At 58.2% G+C, this 19,134-nt stretch carries 14 protein-coding genes; 2 read left to right on the forward strand and 12 right to left on the reverse strand.

Annotated elements, in window-relative coordinates:
* Position 1: 1 nt before the first annotated feature.
* From GOX63_RS19745 to GOX63_RS19760, 4 genes are read right to left on the reverse strand one after another with little or no spacing between them, the layout of a single operon-like run.
* Positions 2-2,413, reverse strand: a complete 2,412-nt coding sequence (locus GOX63_RS19745; protein WP_170546903.1) for a GcvT family protein — start codon at positions 2,411-2,413, stop codon at positions 2-4.
* Positions 2,410-4,821 carry a GcvT family protein gene (locus GOX63_RS19750; protein WP_170546906.1) on the reverse strand — a complete coding sequence of 804 codons (2,412 nt, stop codon included), beginning with the start codon at positions 4,819-4,821 and terminating at the stop codon, positions 2,410-2,412. The genes GOX63_RS19745 and GOX63_RS19750 overlap by 4 nt, the downstream gene beginning before the upstream one ends.
* Complete coding sequence (locus GOX63_RS19755) at positions 4,818-6,107, reverse strand: aspartate aminotransferase family protein (RefSeq protein WP_170328457.1); 1,290 nt, start codon at positions 6,105-6,107, stop codon at positions 4,818-4,820. Before GOX63_RS19755 ends, GOX63_RS19750 begins: the two co-directional genes overlap by 4 nt.
* A complete protein-coding gene (locus GOX63_RS19760) occupies positions 6,104-7,648 on the reverse strand; it encodes a trimethylamine methyltransferase family protein (protein ID WP_170328456.1) in 1,545 nt (514 codons plus the stop codon). The genes GOX63_RS19755 and GOX63_RS19760 overlap by 4 nt, the downstream gene beginning before the upstream one ends.
* 109 nt (positions 7,649-7,757) lie before the next feature.
* On the opposite strand from GOX63_RS19760, the gene GOX63_RS19765 reads away from it, so the two are divergent.
* Positions 7,758-8,618 (forward strand): LysR substrate-binding domain-containing protein, encoded by an 861-nt coding sequence (locus GOX63_RS19765; RefSeq protein WP_170328455.1) that lies wholly within the window; start codon positions 7,758-7,760, stop codon positions 8,616-8,618.
* A gap of 269 nt (positions 8,619-8,887) precedes the next feature.
* Here GOX63_RS19765 and GOX63_RS19770 read toward each other — a convergent pair whose 3' ends face one another.
* From GOX63_RS19770 to GOX63_RS19785, 4 genes are read right to left on the reverse strand one after another with little or no spacing between them, the layout of a single operon-like run.
* The gene (locus tag GOX63_RS19770; RefSeq protein ID WP_170328454.1) at positions 8,888-9,685 is read right to left on the reverse strand and encodes an HpcH/HpaI aldolase/citrate lyase family protein; all 798 of its coding nucleotides are present in this window, start codon (positions 9,683-9,685) and stop codon (positions 8,888-8,890) included.
* Positions 9,679-10,515, reverse strand: coding sequence for an FAS1-like dehydratase domain-containing protein (locus GOX63_RS19775; RefSeq protein WP_170328453.1), 837 nt, complete (start codon positions 10,513-10,515; stop codon positions 9,679-9,681). The genes GOX63_RS19770 and GOX63_RS19775 overlap by 7 nt, the downstream gene beginning before the upstream one ends.
* A 1-nt stretch (position 10,516) precedes the next feature.
* Positions 10,517-11,611 (reverse strand): CaiB/BaiF CoA transferase family protein, encoded by a 1,095-nt coding sequence (locus GOX63_RS19780; protein ID WP_170328452.1) that lies wholly within the window; start codon positions 11,609-11,611, stop codon positions 10,517-10,519.
* A complete protein-coding gene (locus GOX63_RS19785) occupies positions 11,611-12,771 on the reverse strand; it encodes an acyl-CoA dehydrogenase family protein (RefSeq protein ID WP_170328451.1) in 1,161 nt (386 codons plus the stop codon). The genes GOX63_RS19780 and GOX63_RS19785 overlap by 1 nt, the downstream gene beginning before the upstream one ends.
* A gap of 107 nt (positions 12,772-12,878) precedes the next feature.
* Between GOX63_RS19785 and GOX63_RS19790 the strand changes: the two genes are divergently transcribed.
* The gene (locus GOX63_RS19790; protein ID WP_170328450.1) at positions 12,879-13,805 is read left to right on the forward strand and encodes a LysR family transcriptional regulator; all 927 of its coding nucleotides are present in this window, start codon (positions 12,879-12,881) and stop codon (positions 13,803-13,805) included.
* A gap of 373 nt (positions 13,806-14,178) precedes the next feature.
* Here GOX63_RS19790 and GOX63_RS19795 read toward each other — a convergent pair whose 3' ends face one another.
* From GOX63_RS19795 to GOX63_RS19810, 4 genes are read right to left on the reverse strand one after another with little or no spacing between them, the layout of a single operon-like run.
* Positions 14,179-15,267, reverse strand: coding sequence for an ABC transporter ATP-binding protein (locus GOX63_RS19795; protein ID WP_170328449.1), 1,089 nt, complete (start codon positions 15,265-15,267; stop codon positions 14,179-14,181).
* Positions 15,268-15,270: 3 nt separating this feature from the next.
* Entirely contained in the window at positions 15,271-16,926 is a 1,656-nt protein-coding gene (locus GOX63_RS19800; protein ID WP_170328448.1) for an alpha-amylase family glycosyl hydrolase, read from the reverse strand.
* Between the two features lie 9 nt (positions 16,927-16,935).
* Complete coding sequence (locus tag GOX63_RS19805; RefSeq protein WP_170328447.1) at positions 16,936-18,084, reverse strand: carbohydrate ABC transporter permease; 1,149 nt, start codon at positions 18,082-18,084, stop codon at positions 16,936-16,938.
* Between the two features lie 3 nt (positions 18,085-18,087).
* Positions 18,088-19,095: a carbohydrate ABC transporter permease gene (locus GOX63_RS19810; RefSeq protein WP_170407223.1), complete on the reverse strand. Its 1,008-nt coding sequence runs from the start codon at positions 19,093-19,095 to the stop codon at positions 18,088-18,090.
* Between the last annotated feature and the right edge of the window lie 39 nt (positions 19,096-19,134).

Genomic DNA, 19,134 nt, shown 5'->3' on the forward strand with positions numbered 1-19,134 from the left:
TCTAGTCCTCGGATCTTTGCACCAGGTTCTGCGGGTCAAAAACAGCGTCCTCATGGACGGTCACGGGAATTGCGCGGTTCAGGATCTGCACGCTCAACCCATCGCGCGGGGTACCTGCGCGTACGAATAGCCAACCCAGCGACTTGCCAACCGTGTAACCGAACCCACCCGAGGTCGTCAGACCAACGGGCGTTTCGTTCAGCAACACGGGCTCACCGCCAAGAATATCAATGTCGTCGGCATGAAGTTCGGCGTAGAGCAGTTGCCAGTCCGGGTCGCGGGTCAGAAGGGCGTCTTTGCCGACAAATTCCCGCCCCTCGGCGCGCACAAAGCGGTCCAGCCCAACGTCGAACGGGCCGACATCCGTCGTCAATTCGGCGCTCGCGCGATAGGCCTTCTCCATCCGCAACCCGTTGAACGCGTAGGCGCCCAGATCGACCAACCCATGCTTGGCGCCAGCTTCGAACAAAGCATCATACAACGTTACGACCCGGTCCAGCGGCACATGCAATTCCCACCCAAGCTCGCCGGTAAAGGACACGCGCAATGCGTAGCAGGCAGTGCCGGCCACGGTGATCTCCTGCCCTGAGAGCCAGGGAAAGGCGGCGTTGCTGAGATCCGCGTCCGTCAGTTCTTTCAATATCCGGCGCGAGGCTGGACCTGACAGGGCCAGCATCCCCCAATCCGCGCTGCGATTGACCATCTGCACGTCTTCACCGGGTCGGATGTGAGACCTGATCCAATTAAAATCCGGAGTCGCCCGCGCGATGGCCGAACCGGTGAAATACCGATCCTCGGCAATGCGCCAGATTGTAATTTCGGTCTCGAACTTACCCTTTGAGGTCAGCAGGTGATTCAGGCTTATCCGCCCGTCTTTGGTCGGGATCGTGTTGGCCGACACCCGGTCCAGCAAAGCACCCGCATCCTTACCGGTAATCTCGAACTGCGCAAACGCACAGAGGTCGATCACACCAGCTGCGGCCCGCGTCGCCTTGGCCTCGGCCATGGCATTTTCGTGCCATTTCTGATGACCCCAGCCGATCGGTTCGACCTTGTCGACCTGACCGAAATAGCGAGGGCGTTCCCAGCCCGCGACTTCTCCAAACACCGCACCCTTTGCCGCCAGCCGGTCATAAAGCGGGTGGCGGTTCAGCGGGCGCAGGCTTTCAAACTGTTTGCCGGGGCACGGCGTGTCATGACGGCGCATGAACTCGTCCTTGGTGCGCTCGACGATGAAATGATCGGTGCTGAAATCGCCGTAGCGGCGCGGGTCCATCCCGCGGGTGTTGATCTGGGTTTCACCATGCACCATCCAGTCAGCCAGCACTTTGCCTGCACCGCCGCCCCAAGCCAATCCGATCGATGACCCGCAGGACAGCCAGACATTCGGTGCACCCGAAGGCCCCACCAACATACCGCCATCTGGCGTATGGGTGATCGCCCCGCGCACCACGCGTTTGATCCCCAGATCGGCCAGAATGGGCATCTTGTCCAATGCCACCATCAGGAAATCGCCAATCGAGTCGTAATCCGCCTCGAACAGCTCATTTTCGGCAGCCCAGGGCGCGCCTTGCGGCATTTCCCAGATGGTGGGGCAGACATGGCCCTCGTAGATGCCAATCAGGCCCGATTTCTGTTCCTGCCGGATATAGCCGCCAAAAGCGTTGTCGCGCATCACGGGCAGTTCGGGGCGGTCCAGAAATTCGGGCACCGTTTCCGTGACCAGATAGTGGTGCAGGCATGAGACCGAAGGAATTTTCAGCCCGAACCATTCCCCCACCTGATTGGCGTAAGAGCCTGCAGCGATCACCACATGCTCGGCCAGCACATCCCCCTTTTCTGTACGCAATAGCCACATGTCGCCCTTGCGCGACGCCCCGGTGACCCGGTTGTGCCGTTCAATCCTGGCCCCGCGCGCACGAGAGGCCGCGGCCAGCGCCATGGTGACTCCGGACGGGTCTATGTGGCCGTCTTCAAAGGTCTGCACAGCGGCTTTGATGTCAGAGGTCCTGTAATACGGATTGCCCTTGGCCACCTCGTCCGGCCCGACCAGTTCCATCGGCAGGTCCAGCAACTTGCCGACGCCCATGATCGACTTCATCCAGTCGACCTCATCATCGGTGGTGGCGATCCGAAACCCGCCCACCTCGTGCCAACCGATGCTCTGACCGGTTTCCGCCTCGACACGCCTATAGGTCTCAATCGAGGTTTTATTGATCCAACCTGCGATCCGGCTGCCGACCGCATGCGCGATCTGGCCCGCCGCGTGCCACGTCGACCCGCTGGTCAGTTCGGCCTTTTCGAACAGGATCGTATCGGTCCAGCCGTTTTCGGCCAATTGGAACTGGGCGGCAACGCCCATGATCCCGCCACCGATAATGGCGACCTGAGTGGTGCGAAGTGCGTCTGTCATTGGAACGCCTCTTTGGCGGGTTTCAGCGCGGCGCGGGCGGTATAACGGGTGCAGGCGATTTCCACCTCAACGCCCCATGTGCCGTCTGCGGTCGAGAGTTTTTCGTCAAAGAACTTTGGCAGGTCCGAAATCATCGCCAGCGCAACAGAGCGGCCAAAACGGTAGCTCCACGCGGCAGAGGTGACTTGCCCGACAACCTGCCCATCGAAATACACCGGCTCATCATGAATCGGGATCGCGCCGGGGTCGTCAAACAGCAGCGAAACGATCCGACGTGCAGGTGTGTGATCCTGCAGCGCCGCTTCGCCGACGAACCCCGTGCCCATTGCGCAGAACGCGCCCAGACCGGCCTCGTGCGGTGTGGTGCCGGGGGTCAGTTCGTGGCCAAAGGCGCGGAACCCACTTTCGATACGCAGGCTGCCGCTGGCATAGAGCCCCGCATGGCTGGCCCCTGCTTTCAGCAGCGCCTCATACGCAGCCATGGCCATGTCGGCGGGGATATAAAGTTCATACCCTTCTTCTCCGGTGAAACTCAGCCGCCCAGCCCAACCGCGCGCAAGGCCGATTTCGACCGGAGCAAAATGAAAGCGTTTCAGGTCAGGAACCAGCGTGTTCGTGGTCGCCTGCAACACGCTGCGCGCCTTGGCCCCGGCCAAGCCCAGAATGGCATAGCCGCTGGTCACGTCAGTGAACTCCACACGGAAATCGCTGCGGGTCTCGCGCATGCGTTTGAGAACACGCACAACCTCACCCGCGCCAGTGATCAGCAGATAGGTCTCGGGCCCGTGGCGCTGCACGGTCAGATCACTTTCAATGCCACCGCGTTCGTTCAGGATCTGGGTGTAGGCGATGCGCCCCTCGGGCACGTCCATCTGCGCCGCGCAGAGGTGGTTGAGAAACGCGCAGGCATCTGGGCCCTGCACCATGATCTTGCCAAAAGCCGATTGATCCAGAATGGCCGCGCCGCTGCGGCAGGATTGAACCTCTTGCTCCACCTGCTCGCGCCACGCCGGCACGCCGAAAGTCAAAGGCAGATGCGCGGCCTCGCCGCCGAAATGCACCGCCCGTTCCCAACCGCCGCGCGCCTCGAACTGCGCGCCCGCCGCCATCAGCCCCTCGTGAATGGGCGAGCGACGCTGGCCACGTGCGCTGTCCATCACACGTCCCGGATAGGGGTTGTCGTAATGGCGGCCCAACACTTCGGGGATGCGGGCCTCCAAGGCGCCCAGCACGTTCATCTCGGGGTTGAACCGGCGAATATCGGCCTCGTTCAGCTCCATGGTTGGCTCGCCTGCGATGATCCATTCGGCCATCGCCCTGCCTGCCCCCCCGGCCAGGGCGATCCCGGTCGAGTTCATACCGCCCATCAGGAACAGACCAGGCACTTCGGGGCTTTCGCCCAGCATGAATTGACTGTCGAGGGTGAAGCTTTCAGGCCCATTGAGCAGCATCCGAACCTCGGCCCGTTCCAAGGCGGGAATCCGGCGCAGAGCATTTTCCATCATCGGCATGAAATGGTCCCAATCCTCATCCAGCAAATCAAAGCTGAAGTCCTTGGGTAAACGGTCCAGAGGCAGGCCCTTGGCGTGCGGTTCAAAACAGCCCACCAGCAACCCCTCGACATCGTCGCGAGCATAGAGGAACGCGTCCTGATCGTTCAGCGTCGGCAGATGCGCACCCTTACCAAGCGCCTGCACCTCGGCCAGCGGTTTGGTCAGGATGTAGAAATGCTCGCAGGCATAAAGCGGCATATGGGCGCCGGCCATCGCCGCCACTTCGCGAGACCAGAGGCCGCAGGCAATCACAACCTCGTCGGCCGCGATCACATGGTCCCCCACCTCAACGCCCGAGATGCGCCCGGCCTTCTTTTGCAGGCCCGTCACGGCTGTATCTTCGAAGATCTGCACACCACGCGCCCGCGCGCCTTTCGACAGCGCCAACGCCACGTCCGAAGGGTTCACGCGACCATCTGCCGGGGACCAAACCGCACCGATCACATCATCCGTTTCGATCAGCGGCCAAAGTTCTTTCGCGCGGTTGGCATCGACAACTTCGGCCTCAAGCCCAAAGGCACGACCCAATGAGACCTGCCGTTTGATATTGGTCAGCCGGTCCGCGTTGGTGGCCAGCGTCAACGATCCGGTCTGGGTCCAGCCGGTAGCCTGCCCGGTTTCGCGCTCCAACTCACCATAGAGGTCGATCGAATAGTTGATCAGTTTGGTCAGTGTCGCCGAAGGCCGCAGGCGGCGCACCAGACCGGCGGCATGCCAAGTGGTGCCCGAGGTCAGCTTCGAACGCTCCAGCACCACGATATCTTTGCGCCCCTGACGGGCCAGGTGATACGCGATCGAGCAGCCGATGACTCCACCGCCGATCACAACGGTGCGGGCATGGGATGGCAGGGTCATGGCAGCACTCCGTCGCGGATCATGTCGGACAGGGTGGCGCGAAACGCCTCCAGCGCCTCATCGACCAGCTCCGAATTATGAGCGGCCGAGGTGAGACCCGATGTGTAGGACATGATATCCACCCCACGTGCCAACATACCGTCGCGATAGGCTTTGACCGTTCCCTTGGACATCCCGCGGATCCGAGCCGGGCTGAGACCGTCTATGGTGTCTCTCCCGAAGAACACGTGAAAGACCGAGCTGTCGCCATAGGCCAACCCGACAATGCCCAAATCCGACAACGCGGTGTTCATGCCGTCGCGCATCCGGGCCGCCATTGCGTCGGCTTGGGCCTGCGCCTCGCCACTTGCCAGCAACGGCATCGCGGCACAGGCCGCGGCGGCCACCAGGGGCGAGGCATTGAACGTGCCCTTGTGGCTGACCGCTGGCGCAATGCCCTGACGGGCAGTCGTGTTGTTCATCAATTCCATGATCTCGGCCCGTCCACAGACCGCGCCGCCCGGCAGACCCCCTGTGACGATCTTGGCCAGGGTCGTCAGGTCGGGCACGATTTCATCGCGAGCCTGTCGCCCGCCGGGCGACCAACGGAACCCGCTGATGATCTCATCAAAGATCAGCACCACGCCAGCCGCCCGCGCCACGTTGTGCAATGCCCGTAACGTCCCGGTCGACAGCGGCACAGATCCGTAATTGGCCCCCGAAGCTTCAATGATGACCGTACCGATGCGTTCATCCTGCAAAGCGTGTTCCATCGCTTTGGGCTCAGCCGCACAGACATGGATCAACTCGTTCACCACGTCCGGGACACCCAGCGACGCGGATTGAAGGGTTCCGGGTTTTGCGCCCTTGAGCACGTGGTCGTGCCAGCCGTGATAATGCCCGTCCACCCGCAGCACATGATCCTTGCCGGAATGCGCGCGGCCCAGTCGCAAGGCCAGCATGGTCGCCTCGCTGCCCGAAGCGGTAAACCGCGTCCGCTCGGCACAGGGGTAAAGTCGATTGATCCATTCGGCCCAGAGGATTTCGGCCTCATGACAGTCGGCACTAAAAATCGCCTTTCCGGCCTGCGTTCTGATCGCCTCGACGATTGCGGGATGCCCATGCCCCAGCATCTGGCTGGCACTGCCCATCTTGAAATCGATATAGCGTCGGCCTTCGGTGTCCCATTTTTCGGCCCCTTGCGCGCGATCAATGTAAACAGGGTGCGGATCGCGATAACGCAGTTCGTGGCTGACACCACCCGGAAGGGCTGCGCGAGCGCGCAGACTGAGGTCAGAGTTGTTCATTCAGGTCGTCCGATTTGGGTCCGTGTCAGACGGATGTCAAAACTTTCCCGCAAAGCGCGGTCCAGGTGATCAGGGATATGTGTAGGAAAATGGCTTTTCAGGATTTCGCGCGCGCGTTCGCGCGCCACATCTCCGATCCTCTGGCCGCCCTGTTCCTGCCAATCGCGCGGCGCCCGGCGGTCGCCGATTTCGGGGTAGAAGTAGTCCGATTTCATCCGACGAAACGTATGCATTTCGCCAAGGTAGTGACCCTCTCCGCGGCATACGTCCGCAATAACATCCGCGGCAATGTTTTCCGGCGTTGCCTCTATCCCGCGAATGGTGCGCAGAATGTTTCCCAGCAGATCGTTGTCGCTGACATAGGCGGCATGGCTGACGCCCAGAAGGCTCGACATCATGCCCGCCGCCTGGGTGACGATGTTTGACCCCGCATGGGCCGCCATGGTTACGGCCAGTGACTTTTCGGCCCCGTATTGAGCGTCCAGCCGCTTGGCATCGGTGATCCCGGCGATCGAGCTGGTAGGCAGATCCCAATGCCGTCCCATCTGCGCAGCCCCCGCCATCAGAATGGCCTGCTCACCGCCGCCACCGCTCATCGAACCGGTGCGTAGATCGGCAACCAGCGGTTTGGGCGCAAAGATTGCCTTTACCTCGGGATCGACCAGACGCGCAAAGACCATCCCGGCCAGAGTTTCAGCCACCGCCTGAACCAACGATCCCGCAATTGTCGCCGGGCTGGTCGCCCCGGCCTGCCCGGCACTGATCAACTGAACGGGAAAGCCTGCCTTGATCGCCAATTCCAGCACTTCACAGGCTTCTTCCGCAAAGCGCATCGGCGGGACCACATGGCAGACCATGACCGTCAGAAAAGGGCGGGCGCGAAACGCGGCCTCACCACCTGCGATGCAGTAGCAAAGCTCGGCGATCCGGGCGACGTTTTGTGGCTCGGTGATCGAAATCGACACATGTTTGGACGTGCCCGCCAAGCAGGCATAGGCCGTATTGATGTCCATCAGAGCATTGTCTTCAATGTCCCGCGCCACCACCGACCGGCTGAAATGGTGGATATTGTCCATCTGATCCACGATCCGCGCCGCGTCATAGAGATCTTGCAAAGTGGAGTCGCGATAGTCGTGGGTATCAAGGTCGAACACGCCCGGCGCCGCCCCGCCGGTCGACATATGCACGCGCGCCCCTTCGATCTTCAGATCGCGGTCAGGCTGTTGCCCGCAGAGCGTGAAACCGCGTTGCGCCCCGTCAATGGCCCACCGAACCAGATCGGGGGGAAACAGCAAACGCCCCTCGTCCGTTATCGTCCCGCCAGCCGAAAGCACCCTGTCAATCATCGATGGAATGGCCTGACTTAAACCAAGCGTTTCCAGCAGCGAAAAGGCAGTGTTCTCGACCAGCTTCACCTCATCCTCAGAAAGCGGCTTCAGACGGCCACCAATTACCCCTGGCCAGACCGGCAGAGCGTTTTCGTCCTGGGTGGTATCTTTCAGGCGGTCTTTTCGACCTCTGCGGCGACTGGGATTGACCATAGACTCATGAGATTTGCTTTTCGTCTGCACAATCTTTTCAGAGCTTTTCTATATTTACAAAGGCATCGTGCTCATCAATAGATGAGTTAAACTACTCATTAGGCTTGGCATGAAACCTTCTCTTCCCGCCTTACGCGCCTTTGAAACTGCCGCCCGTCTGGGCAGTTTCCGCGCCGCATCCGAGGATTTGTCAGTCACCCCGACAGCAATCAGCCACCACATTCGCGGCCTGGAAGACCAGCTTGGCACCCAGCTTTTCGTCCGCAGCGGACGTGATGTCACGCTGACCGAAGACGGCAAGAGGCTTGCGGTCGCTGCCGCGCAGGCCTTTGGAATATTGGATGAAGCCGTGCGCACACTCCACCGTCGCACACGCAAGGTGGTCCGTCTGGCCGCAGGCCCGATCTTTACAGCGCGCTGGCTGATGCCAAGGATCAGTGATTTTTGGGACTCATACTCGGACATCGAGCTTGAGGTTCTGCCAACCTTCGAACCCGGTACAAGTGCTCGGGAAAACCTCGACATCGTGATCCGCTGGGATCGTATGGCAGAAGCAGCGAGCGACGCGGTCAAACTGCTTGAACTCAGCCCGGTCGCCATTGCCTCCAAGTCCTTTCTTGCCGCCCATGGGCCGATCGAGAACCCAAAGGACTTGCTGGCTTTACCCTTGCTGCACCAGAGGAACCACTGGGGATGGCTGGATTGGTTTTCTGCCATGAATGTCCCAGTCGCCAACCGGCTGCGTGGCTCGATTTTCCAGGACGCAAACGCCCTTCTGCGCGGTGCTGCCGAAGGACAGGGGATCGTGATCGGTTGGCTGCCGCTGATTGACCAGGACCTCACTGAAGGAAGGGTCGTCCGACTTTTCGACGAGGATATCCCCCCAACGCATGGCTATTTTGTCGAAGTGCGCGGAAGCGACCCTGTAAGACGCGAGGTGCGGCAAGTCGTCGATTGGCTTGTAAACTAGCTCAGTTCCATTGCTTCAAAACAAGGGGGTTCAGGCAAACAGAACCCAACCAAAGTCGTTCAACATCTTGTTGGTGGCTTTGGTACAAGCCGCGATGGCACCGCTTTTGTCGATCGCCATCTTCCTGCAACCGCTTGAAGGCGGACAAATTTCTTGAGGCGCGACCCGAATTGACACTTCAGAGAATTTTTCGACGAAGCAACCTGGCAATCCACATTCTTGGCAGCCCGAGTTGCCGAGAGCTTGCCGGCGCGATTTAACCAGTCGCCTTATTCCGCACCCGTGAACTTTGCGGCCAGAATGACACGGGCTCGATTGCGCACCGGCTCGTCTACCATTTCACCATCGATCATCACCGCGCCTTCGGCAGCTTTCAAAACGCGCTGTGCCCACTCGACCTCAACATCGCTTGGCATAAAGGCATGCTTTACCTTGGAGATTTGGTTCGGGTGGATGCACATTTTCCCCGTCATCCCGAGAGCCCTCGAATGCTCAGCATCCCCCCCGGACACCGAAGGGTCTGCAACCTCGACCGTCACACCATCAAGAGGTGCAGATATTCCGGCAATTCGAGATGCAAGAACAAGCTCGGAACGAGCCAGCAGAAGCGCGTCGCGCTGGTGCTCACAGCCCAAATCGGCGCTAAAATCAACGGATCCGAAGGCGAGGCGCGTTACCGCCGGAGCCGCTGCGATTTCACGCGCGCGGCCCAGGCCTTTGGCTGTCTCCACAAGTGCGATAATCGGCAGATCGGGAACCTGCGCGGTGATCTGATTGATGTCGTCGAGGTTTTCCGATTTCGGTAGCATCACCGCCGAAAAGCCGCGATCCTTTAGCGCCTGCACATCATCAGCAAACCAAGGCGTGCCCACTGCGTTGATACGCAGAATGACCGGCAAATCCGAAAATGATCCGTCGACATTTGCGCGCGCTGCATCCTTGTCGGCAGGTGCCACGGCGTCTTCCAGATCCACGATGATGGCATCCGCACCCGAAGCAGCCGCTTTTGCAAACCGTTCCGGGCGCGTGGCAGGAACAAAGAGTGGCACTTGGATCGTATTCACCATGCCGCAACCGCCTCCATTGCGATCGGCCCACCAATAGCAGCTGTCCAAAGTTTCATTCCATCGCCGGTCGCCTCGGCGTTCAATGTAAAATCAGTATCATCGAAGACAGGCGAATGACTGCGGAAGTGGAAACTCTTGGGCGGTGCGCCCTTCAAATTGGCTGCGTATTGGCACAGCATCGTGGCCTGCATTGGTCCGTGTACGACGAGGCCGGGGTAGCCTTCCGTGTCGATGCAAAACGGCTTGTCATAGTGAATCCGGTGTCCGTTGAAGGTAAGCGCGGAATAACGGAAAAGCAGCGTTGGATGTGGAGTGATCACCTTGCTATGTGTGCCGGTTTTGGCTGGTTCAGGCACCGCCTTTGTCCGCCCCTCCTTGGGCAGATCTCGGTAAACGATGTCCTGACGCTCGCTAAGCACGGCCCGTCCAGCTATCGAAACCTCGTGATTAACCGTGACGAAACACAGCGCGCCAGTTCGCCCTTTTTTCAGCTGAACATCCGAAACCACTGAGTGACGTTCGACTTTGTCACCTATGTGAATGCAGTCGTGAAATTCAATCGCACCGCCCGCCCACATACGACGCGGCAACGGAACGGGAGGTAGGAAACCCCCGAGCGCGGGATGCCCGTCGCGCCCAAGCTCTGACATTGGTGCGATGGGCTGACTCAAGCACCAATGTATGAGCAGTGGAGCCCGGTCTTGCGGCGCAGTATCGGAGGGAATGTCGAATGTGGCATCAAACTGCGCCGCCAGCGAAGGGGACAGAGTTTCACAACCGGTTTCTTCACGACCAATCCAGCTTTGAAGATATTGGATGTCGAGTTCCACATCAGCCTCCCACAGGTTTAAGAGCCGGGACCGCGCCGAATGTGCGGTCCTCACCCATGAACCGTGCCCCCGGAGCGGGAAACCTGACAGTTCCATTCGGGCTGGCCACGCTGATCCGCCGCAGATGGGGGTGAGTGGAAAGTCCCGCCATATCGTTGACCGATGCAAGAGCGATATTTGCCTCTGAAAGCATGGCAACCGCCTCTTCAGAGTCGTAGCGAGCAAATGCCTCGCTTACCAGTGCGTCTACCTCGGTACGGTTGCTGACCCGCGCGACGTTTGTCGCAAATCGAGGGTCTGTGCCGAGTGCCGTATCGCCAATGAATTCAGAGCAAAGTTTGATCCATTCCCGATCCGACTGGATCGAAATCAGCACCGGTGCGCCACTCTTGGGATAGAACACCCCGTATGGCGCAATCGACGGATGCGCTAAACCGATGCGTTTGGGACTTTTGCCACCTTCATAGTTCAGGAGCGGTACAGTCAGCCAATCCGCCACGACGTCAAACATGGACACCGAAATCTCGGCACCGGCGCCAGTGACCCCACGCCGGATCAGCGCTTCGAGGATCGCGGAATGCGCAGCTGCACCTGTGGCAATATCGACAATGGAAATCCCCACGCGTGCTGGCTCGGACGGTCCTCCTGTAATCGAGCACAAACCACTTTCTGCCTGGATCAGCAGATCATAAGCCTTGCGGTTCGCCATCGGCCCGTCTTCGCCGAAACCAGATATGGAACAGGTGATGAGCCGGGGATTATCTTTCCGAAGACGTTCGATGGAAAATCCGAGTTTCGCCATGGCGCCGGGCTTGAGGTTCTGGATGAGCACATCCGCTTCGGAAATAAGCTCTTCCAGTTTGGATTTGCCTTGTTCTGAAGAAAGGTCCAGCGTTACCGACTCCTTACCCCTGTTCAGCCAGACAAAGTAGCTCGATTGTCCCGAGGCAACGTCATCATAGCCGCGCGCGAAATCGCCCTCGGGTCGCTCGACCTTGATCACCCGCGCACCAGCATCCGCCAGTCGACCGGATGCGAAGGGGGCTGCAACGGCCTGTTCGATGGCAACAACGGTTACTCCTTCCAACGGCAGCATCAGAACGACCTCGGCATGCCAAGCATGTGCTCGGCGACAAAAGACAGGATCAGGTTGGTCGAGATTGGGGCCACCTGATACAGCCGGGTTTCACGAAACTTCCGTTCGATGTCGTATTCATTGGCAAAACCGAAACCACCGTGGAACTGAAGGCAGGCGTTGGCGGCTTCCCAGGATGCTTTTGCCGCCAGGTATTTGGACATGTTCGCCTCGGCCCCGCAAGGTTTGCCCGCATCGTACAGCGCGCAGGCTTTCCAGCGCATGAGGTTGGCCGCCTCAACCTCGATGAAGGCCTCGGCAATTGGGAATTGCACACCCTGGTTTTGTCCGATCGGCCTGCCAAAAACCTCGCGGTTGCTCACGTATTCCGTGACCTTGTCCGTGAACCAATACCCATCGCCGATACACTCGGCCGCGATCAGCGTTCGCTCGGCGTTTAGGCCTGTAAGAATGTATTTGAACCCTTTGCCCTCCTCGCCGATCAGGTTCTCTTCCGGGATCTCCAAGTTGTCGAAGAAAAGCTCATTGGTCTCGTGATTGACCATATTGGCAATAGGCTTGACCTCCATCCCGGACGTCATCGCTTCTTTGATGTCCACGAGGAAGATCGACAGGCCTTCGGACTTCTTTTGGACCTCGGCCAGCGGCGTGGTCCGGGCCAAGAGGATCATGAAATCGGAATGTTGTACGCGGCTGATCCAAACCTTTTGGCCATTGATCACATAGCGACCATCTTTCTTGACCGCCGTGGTTTTGATCTTGGTGGTATCGGTGCCCGTGGTGGGTTCCGTCACGCCCATAGACTGAATGCGCAATTTACCTTCTGCAATCAGAGGCAGGTATTTCTGGCGCTGTTCTTCCGAACCATGCCGCACCAGCGTGTTCATATTGTACATCTGCCCGTGGCAGGCCCCCGAGTTGCCCCCAGCACGGTTGATCTCTTCCATGATCACCGAGGCTTCTGCCAACCCCAGGCCAGAGCCGCCATATTCCTCAGGGATCAAAGCTGCCATCCAGCCTTCTTGGGTCAAAGCATCCACGAATTCTTCCGGATAGGCTTTTTCCTCATCCACTTTGCGGTGGTATTCCGCCGGAAACTGGGCACAGAGCGCCCGCACACCGTCCCGGATGTCCTGATAGTTGTCTGACACGAAGTTCATGGCTGACCTTGGATTTTATTGCTGTTGCATGATCCTAAGTCGAGTCACGGACATTGAACAAATATATGATTGTGATACTTATCATATAATAATTTTATGAGGCTGAAGTGGACATACGACAACTCCGATATTTTTTGGAAATCGTAGAACAGGGTTCATTAACCGCTGCATCGCGGACATTGAACGTCGCGCAACCGGCTCTTTCACTGCATCTACGCAACATGGAGGAACGGCTCGATACACCATTGCTTGTTCGAAAAGCCAATGGCGTTGAACCAACGGAAGCTGGTGAGATTCTCAGATCAAGGGCACGCAGTATCCTCAATGAAATGGAGCGAACCGAAGACGAAATTCGCAATCTGGACAAATCGCCAGGTGGCGCCGTTCGACTGGGCCTGTCGGCCACGATCAGCGAAATCCTTACCTTGCCACTTATAGACGCGCTGATGGAAAGATACCCTCGGATTACCCTGAACATCGCAGATGCAATGAGCGGATTTGTCACCGAGTGGCTTGAGGAAGGCCGCGTGGACCTGGCTGTTCTTTACAATACGTCTGCGGGTGGTGCGACGAATGCAGACGTTCTTGTCGAAGAAGAACTGGTCCTGATACAGCCACCGGACAAACCGATTGCAAAAGATGTCTCCCTTCGTTGCCTCTCTGAGGCGCCGGTCATTCTTCCATCAAAAGGTCACGGGCTCCGCGATCTGATCGAGTCAGCTGCCAGATCAAGAAAAATCGAGGTCAATGTAGCGATGGAGATTGATTCCTATCGGAACACTAAACACTTGGTGGCCAAGGGTTTTGGCAACTCAGTGCTGCCACTGCATGCTGTGATAAATGAGGTGTCTGAGGGCTCTTTAGCGTATGCAAACTTCGCCAGATCAGAACTGCGCAGAGGGGCAATTCTAAAACGTTCCGGCACACCCAGCCGTGCACAGCAAGCGGTTGAAGAAACGATTCAAGAGGTCGTTTCCGATTTGGTTCAAAGCGGCAACTGGGCGGGTGCTACTTTGTCGACCAGTTTGACCTAAGAGATAGACGTCGCACGGTTTTTTCGCAAAATTTCGACAAGGCGACAGTCGGCTTCTCACGGGGCACATCATCCTGCCAGTTGAGCAAATTTCTGAAAGCCAGAATTCGGCGTGTTGTCGCGTGATTTTCGGCTCGGGATGCGTTTAGCCGTTGGCTGCCAGGGCTTCACGGAACCAGTCCGCATCAAAACCGCGATCTCTTGGCAACCAATCAATCTGCCAGATTAGCGTGCGCTTGGTTACCCCAGAAACTCGCGGCTTGAACCATGCAACCAAGATAGCGGCTACCAACTTAATGGGTCCGGAACCTATCGTCAGACAAAGTTGTTTCGCATGTGTAGCCTCTCAACTTTGGTTGTGCCGTTCTTCTCTTCTATGATCGTTGCCGCAATGACAGGCCATTGTGAAAAAGATGCACTTTGCTCGGATCTGCGTTCAGTTTGATATTTTGCCCGCGAAGGTTCCGTTCGACGCCGGGAAACTTGGCGACAATACCCTCAGCATCGGTCGCGCTGGCGAAATACAGCAGCGTGACTTCTCCCAGGGCTTCGATGAAATCGACATTGCCTTCAAAAAAACCTGACGCGTCGTCGGCAAAGAAATCTTCCGGGCGCACGCCAATATTGACCTGCAATCCCATTTGTTCGGGGTCGGTTGGAATGGACGAAACGGCCGTACCACCTGCGTCAAGAGTGACCGAGGTCTGTTCGCCGGTTTTGGATATTCTTCCTGGCAACAAGTTCATGGAAGGAGAGCCGATGAACTGCGCCACAAATTCGTTGTCCGGCGTCTCGTATAATTCCAGTGGTGTACCGACCTGTGCAATGCCCTTGTTGGCCAGAACGACGATCCGACTGGCCAGCGTCATCGCTTCGACCTGATCGTGGGTCACGTAGATCATGGTGCTGTCGGGCATTGCTTCTTTCAGACGTGCGATCTCAATACGGGTCGCAACGCGCAGCGCGGCGTCGAGGTTCGACAGTGGTTCGTCGAACAGGTAAACTTTGGGGTCTCGCACGATCGCGCGCCCGATGGCAACACGCTGGCGTTGACCACCGGATAGGGCCTTGGGCAGGCGGTCCAAGAACGGATCCAATTGCAGAATCTGCGCGGCGCGCTCAACCGCGCTGTCGATCTCTGCGGCGGGCATTTTCGCGATCTTGAGCGCAAAGGCCATGTTTTCACGCACGGTCATATGCGGGTAAAGCGCATAGGACTGGAACACCATTGCAATGCCCCGTTGGGCGGGTGGCACGTCATTCATGACCTGCCCTTCGATTTCCAACGTGCCGCCGGTAATCTTTTCCAGACCGGCAATCATCCGCAGCAAAGTAGATTTGCCGCAGCCCGATGGGCCTACAAAGACGATCAATTCACCCTTCTCGATGTCCAGATCGATATGTTTCAAAACATCGACAGGACCATAGGATTTCGCCACATCCGTGAGTTTGAGTTCCGACATGGTTTACCCCTTGTCCCTGACCAACAGGCAGAATTGGCTTGGACGCAGCGTCACGCTGCCCTCGCCTTCGACGCCGCCGAGGTCTTGCCCGATGGCGCGCCAGTTACCTTCGGGCAGGTCGACCTGCATCGCTTCCGCCCCCAGATTGAAGGCACAGCACACAGCCTCAGACGTGTTTTCTCTTTGAAACATCAAAACAGGCCCGATCTGTTGCATCTCGGATTGCGCGCCCGTGGCAAGCGCCGGATGGGCATGGCGCAATGTGATCGCGCGGCGATAGTGGTGAAGCATAGACTGGCCGTCTGTCTCCAACCGATCCACCGCTTGTTCGGACTGTGCGGCGCTGACCGGCAACCATGGATCACCCGTGCTGAAGCCCGACTGTTCGTCCTGCGCCGCCCAGACCATCGGTGTGCGGCAGCCGTCACGACCTTTGAACTCGGGCCAGAATTCGATGCCGTACGGGTCTTGCAGCTTTTCAAACGGAACATCCGCCTCATGCAGGCCAAGCTCCTCACCCTGATAAAAGCAGGCAGAGCCACGCAGGCACATCATCAGGACCGCGTGCAGACGAATGGCCGCATCATCCAAGTCCCAGCGCGAGGCATGGCGTTGCACGTCGTGGTTTGAAAATGCCCAGCATGGCCAGGCATCCCCGGCTTTGGATTGAAGTTGGTCGAATACTTGTTTCGCGTAACCGGCCGTCAGCGCGCGTTTTTCGAGGAATTCGAAGGCGTAACACATGTGCATCCGCTTATCGCCCGACGTGTACGCACCCATGATTTCCAGCCCGCGCTGTGCGTCGCCGACCTCACCCAGGCAGGCGCGGCCCTCATATTCGTCTGTCAGCGCCCGCAACCGTTCCAGGAAGGCGATGTTTTCAGGCTGACTTTTGGAATACAGGTGATCTTGGTGGTTGTACGGGTTCACTGCGGGCGCAATTGAGGCGTTGCGCTCTTCTATTGGAAGGGCGGGATTGTCTCGCAGCAGTTTGTCGTGGAAGTAAAAGTTGATGGTGTCCAAACGGAACCCATCCACGCCCAGCTCAAGCCAGAACCGGGCGACATCCAGCAAAGCGTCCTGCACATCTGGACAGTGGAAATTCAGATCCGGCTGCGAGGTCAGGAAGTTGTGCAGGTAGTATTGCAGGCGGCGCGGGTCCCACTGCCATGCCGAGCCTCCAAATATCGACAGCCAGTTGTTGGGCGGTGTGCCGTCCGGTTTTGGATCGGCCCAGACATACCAGTCGGATTTCGGGTCGTCCCGGCTGGCACGGCTTTCACCAAACCACGGGTGCTGGTCGGATGTGTGCGACAGCACCAGATCGATCATCACTTTCAGACCCTTGGCATGGGCCTGATCCAGCATTTCGCGAAAATCTTCAAGCGAGCCGAACATCGGATCAACGTCGCGGTAATCGCTGACATCATAGCCGAAATCCTTCATCGGAGATTTGAAGAAGGGTGAAATCCAGATCGCATCGACCCCCAGCGAGGCGATATAGTCCAGACGTTGAGTGATCCCCTTCAGGTCTCCGATCCCGTCCCCATTGCTGTCCTGAAAACTGCGCGGATAGATCTGATAGATCACCCCGCCGCGCCACCAATCTGATGCTGCTTTGGTTGATTTGGAAAGTTCCACGGTATTTTGCACGTTCATCAGACGCCTCTATTTGACGGACCCGGCCAACAGGCCTCGGACCAGATATTTTTGCATTGCGAAGAAGACGACCAGCGGCACGAAGATCGACACAAAGGCCGCGGTTGCCAGAATTTCCCAGTTGCCCCCGCGGGTGCCCAAAAGCTCGACGATTCGGTTGGTCATCACGGTGGTTTGGCCGGTGGCATCGATCAGAAAGACCTTGGCCACCAGAAGATCGTTCCATGTCCATAGGAACTGAAAGATCGCGAAGGACGCGAGCGCCGGAAAGCTGAGCGGCAGGATCAGCTTGGTGAAAATCTGGAACTCGGTCGCGCCATCGACACGGGCGTTCTCGATCAGGTCGCGGGGCAGCCCGGCCATGTAGTTGCGCAACAGATAGATTGCCAGGGGCATCCCAAAACCCGTATGGGCCAGCCAGACGCCAAGATACCCTTTTCCGATCCCGGTATTCAGGTGGAACTTCAAGAGCGGAATCAAAGCCAGTTGCAACGGGACCACCAGCAGACCAACCACGGCCGCGATCAGCAAGGCGCGGCCCGGAAACTCCATCCACGCCAACGCATAGGCCGCGAAGGCTGCAACAAGGATCGGGATGATCGTTGCGGGGATTGTGACCGTCAACGTGTTAAAGAACGCTTTGGCCATACTGTCCGTACTGCTTTGGTCCAGCAGGATCTTTTTGTAGTTGTCCAACGTGAACTCGGGCGGCAATTGCGCCGTTACAAATACGCGCGCGCCGCGCTTGCCGCTGAACTCTTCGGTGTTTTCCATCCGATAGGCGCCGCCTGCATCGACGGTGATTGTGCCGCCTCGGCGAAGCTCGGCCGTTTCGCCGGGCGCAAAGGCATCTACGTCCCGCGCGCTGATACCCCATTTCGAGATTGTTGTCGGTTCGTCATCACCAAACAGCTGACCCTCGATGACATAGAGTTCACCCTCAAGCACCTGCGTGTCGGGTGCCGCGCTGCGCAAGGTCAGGTTCTGTTCGGACGGGAACAGCGATCGCCACCAGCCGCTGCCAGAAATCTGGTCTGCCGTGCGAAACGACGAAATCAACAAACCAAGCGTCGGAATGACCCACAAGACCACCAGAAAGACGACCGAGGCATGGACGACCCAGCGCAGTGCCGGTTTGGTTCCCGCAATATCGTTCATGGTCTACTCCATTTCCTTGCGCGCATTGCGCACGTTCCAGACCAGGATTGGGGTTACCAACAGCATGATCACCATGGCCGAGGCCGAGCCCACGCCCCAGTCGTTGGCGCGAAACAGCTTGTCGTACATGTAATTAGCCAGAACCTGGGTCTCCCACTGGCCGTTGGTCATGGCAAAGACGATGTCGAAGACCTTTAGGACCGTGATCGTGATCGTGGTCCAGACGACCAAGATTGTGGTCTTGATTTGCGGCACCTTGATCCTGAAAAATATCTGAAACGGATTGGCCCCATCGAGAATGGCGGCCTCAACTGTTTCCTCGGGGATACCCCGCAGGGCTGCCGAAAGGATCACCATGGCAAATCCGGTTTGAATCCAAACCAAAACAATCATCAGGAAGAAGCTGTTCCAGAAGGGAACCGTCAACCACGTCTGCGGCTCGGTCCCGCCGAAGAAGATATAAAGCGCGTTCAGGATGCCAATCTGGTCCTGTTCCGCCGGACGGGCATCGTAGACCAGTTTCCAGATCACCGAGGCCCCGACGAATGAAATCGCCATTGGCATAAAGATCAGCGACTTGGCGAAATTGCCCCAGCGGATGCGGTCGGTCAGCTGCGCAACCAGCAGGCCAAAAGCGGTGGACATTGCTGGCACCACGATGAGCCAGAACATATTATTGCGCATGGCTTCCCAGAATTTCGGCTCAGCCGCCATCTGGGTGTAATTGTCCAGCCCGACCCATCTGTACCCGCCGCCGGGCACACGTTCCGTGAGCGACAGTCGCAGTGTCTCAACCACCGGATAGGCCAGGTACAGCCCTAACGCAGCGAGTGCGGGAAACAAGAACAGCCAGGGCCGGATCATGTTCGCGCGATTGATATTGCGCCCCGCGTTCGGACCACGCGGCGGGAACAGGACCTTGTCCAGAAACTGGTTCGACAGGTAGAAGTAGCCCACACAACCCGACACACCGATAATGATGGTCAGCAGGCCCTGAAGTGCCGGTGTCATGATGCCCTCATCGGTTTGGGAACAGGGCGGTCGCAGAAC

Source organism: Ruegeria arenilitoris (assembly GCF_013031355.1).
Taxonomy (GTDB): domain Bacteria; phylum Pseudomonadota; class Alphaproteobacteria; order Rhodobacterales; family Rhodobacteraceae; genus Ruegeria; species Ruegeria arenilitoris_C.

Excerpts from the sequence above, each read along its gene's own strand:
- GOX63_RS19760 (WP_170328456.1), bottom strand. The coding sequence starts at position 7,648 with ATGGTCAATCCCAGTCGCCGCAGAGGTCGAAAAGACCGCCTGAAAGAT.
- GOX63_RS19765 (WP_170328455.1), top strand. The coding sequence starts at position 7,758 with ATGAAACCTTCTCTTCCCGCCTTACGCGCCTTTGAAACTGCCGCCCGT.
- GOX63_RS19800 (WP_170328448.1), bottom strand. The coding sequence starts at position 16,926 with ATGAACGTGCAAAATACCGTGGAACTTTCCAAATCAACCAAAGCAGCA.
- GOX63_RS19745 (WP_170546903.1), bottom strand. The coding sequence starts at position 2,413 with ATGACAGACGCACTTCGCACCACTCAGGTCGCCATTATCGGTGGCGGG.
- GOX63_RS19810 (WP_170407223.1), bottom strand. The coding sequence starts at position 19,095 with ATGACACCGGCACTTCAGGGCCTGCTGACCATCATTATCGGTGTGTCG.
- GOX63_RS19795 (WP_170328449.1), bottom strand. The coding sequence starts at position 15,267 with ATGTCGGAACTCAAACTCACGGATGTGGCGAAATCCTATGGTCCTGTC.
- GOX63_RS19805 (WP_170328447.1), bottom strand. The coding sequence starts at position 18,084 with ATGAACGATATTGCGGGAACCAAACCGGCACTGCGCTGGGTCGTCCAT.
- GOX63_RS19770 (WP_170328454.1), bottom strand. The coding sequence starts at position 9,685 with ATGGTGAATACGATCCAAGTGCCACTCTTTGTTCCTGCCACGCGCCCG.
- GOX63_RS19750 (WP_170546906.1), bottom strand. The coding sequence starts at position 4,821 with ATGACCCTGCCATCCCATGCCCGCACCGTTGTGATCGGCGGTGGAGTC.
- GOX63_RS19785 (WP_170328451.1), bottom strand. The coding sequence starts at position 12,771 with ATGAACTTCGTGTCAGACAACTATCAGGACATCCGGGACGGTGTGCGG.
- GOX63_RS19755 (WP_170328457.1), bottom strand. The coding sequence starts at position 6,107 with ATGAACAACTCTGACCTCAGTCTGCGCGCTCGCGCAGCCCTTCCGGGT.
- GOX63_RS19780 (WP_170328452.1), bottom strand. The coding sequence starts at position 11,611 with ATGCTGCCGTTGGAAGGAGTAACCGTTGTTGCCATCGAACAGGCCGTT.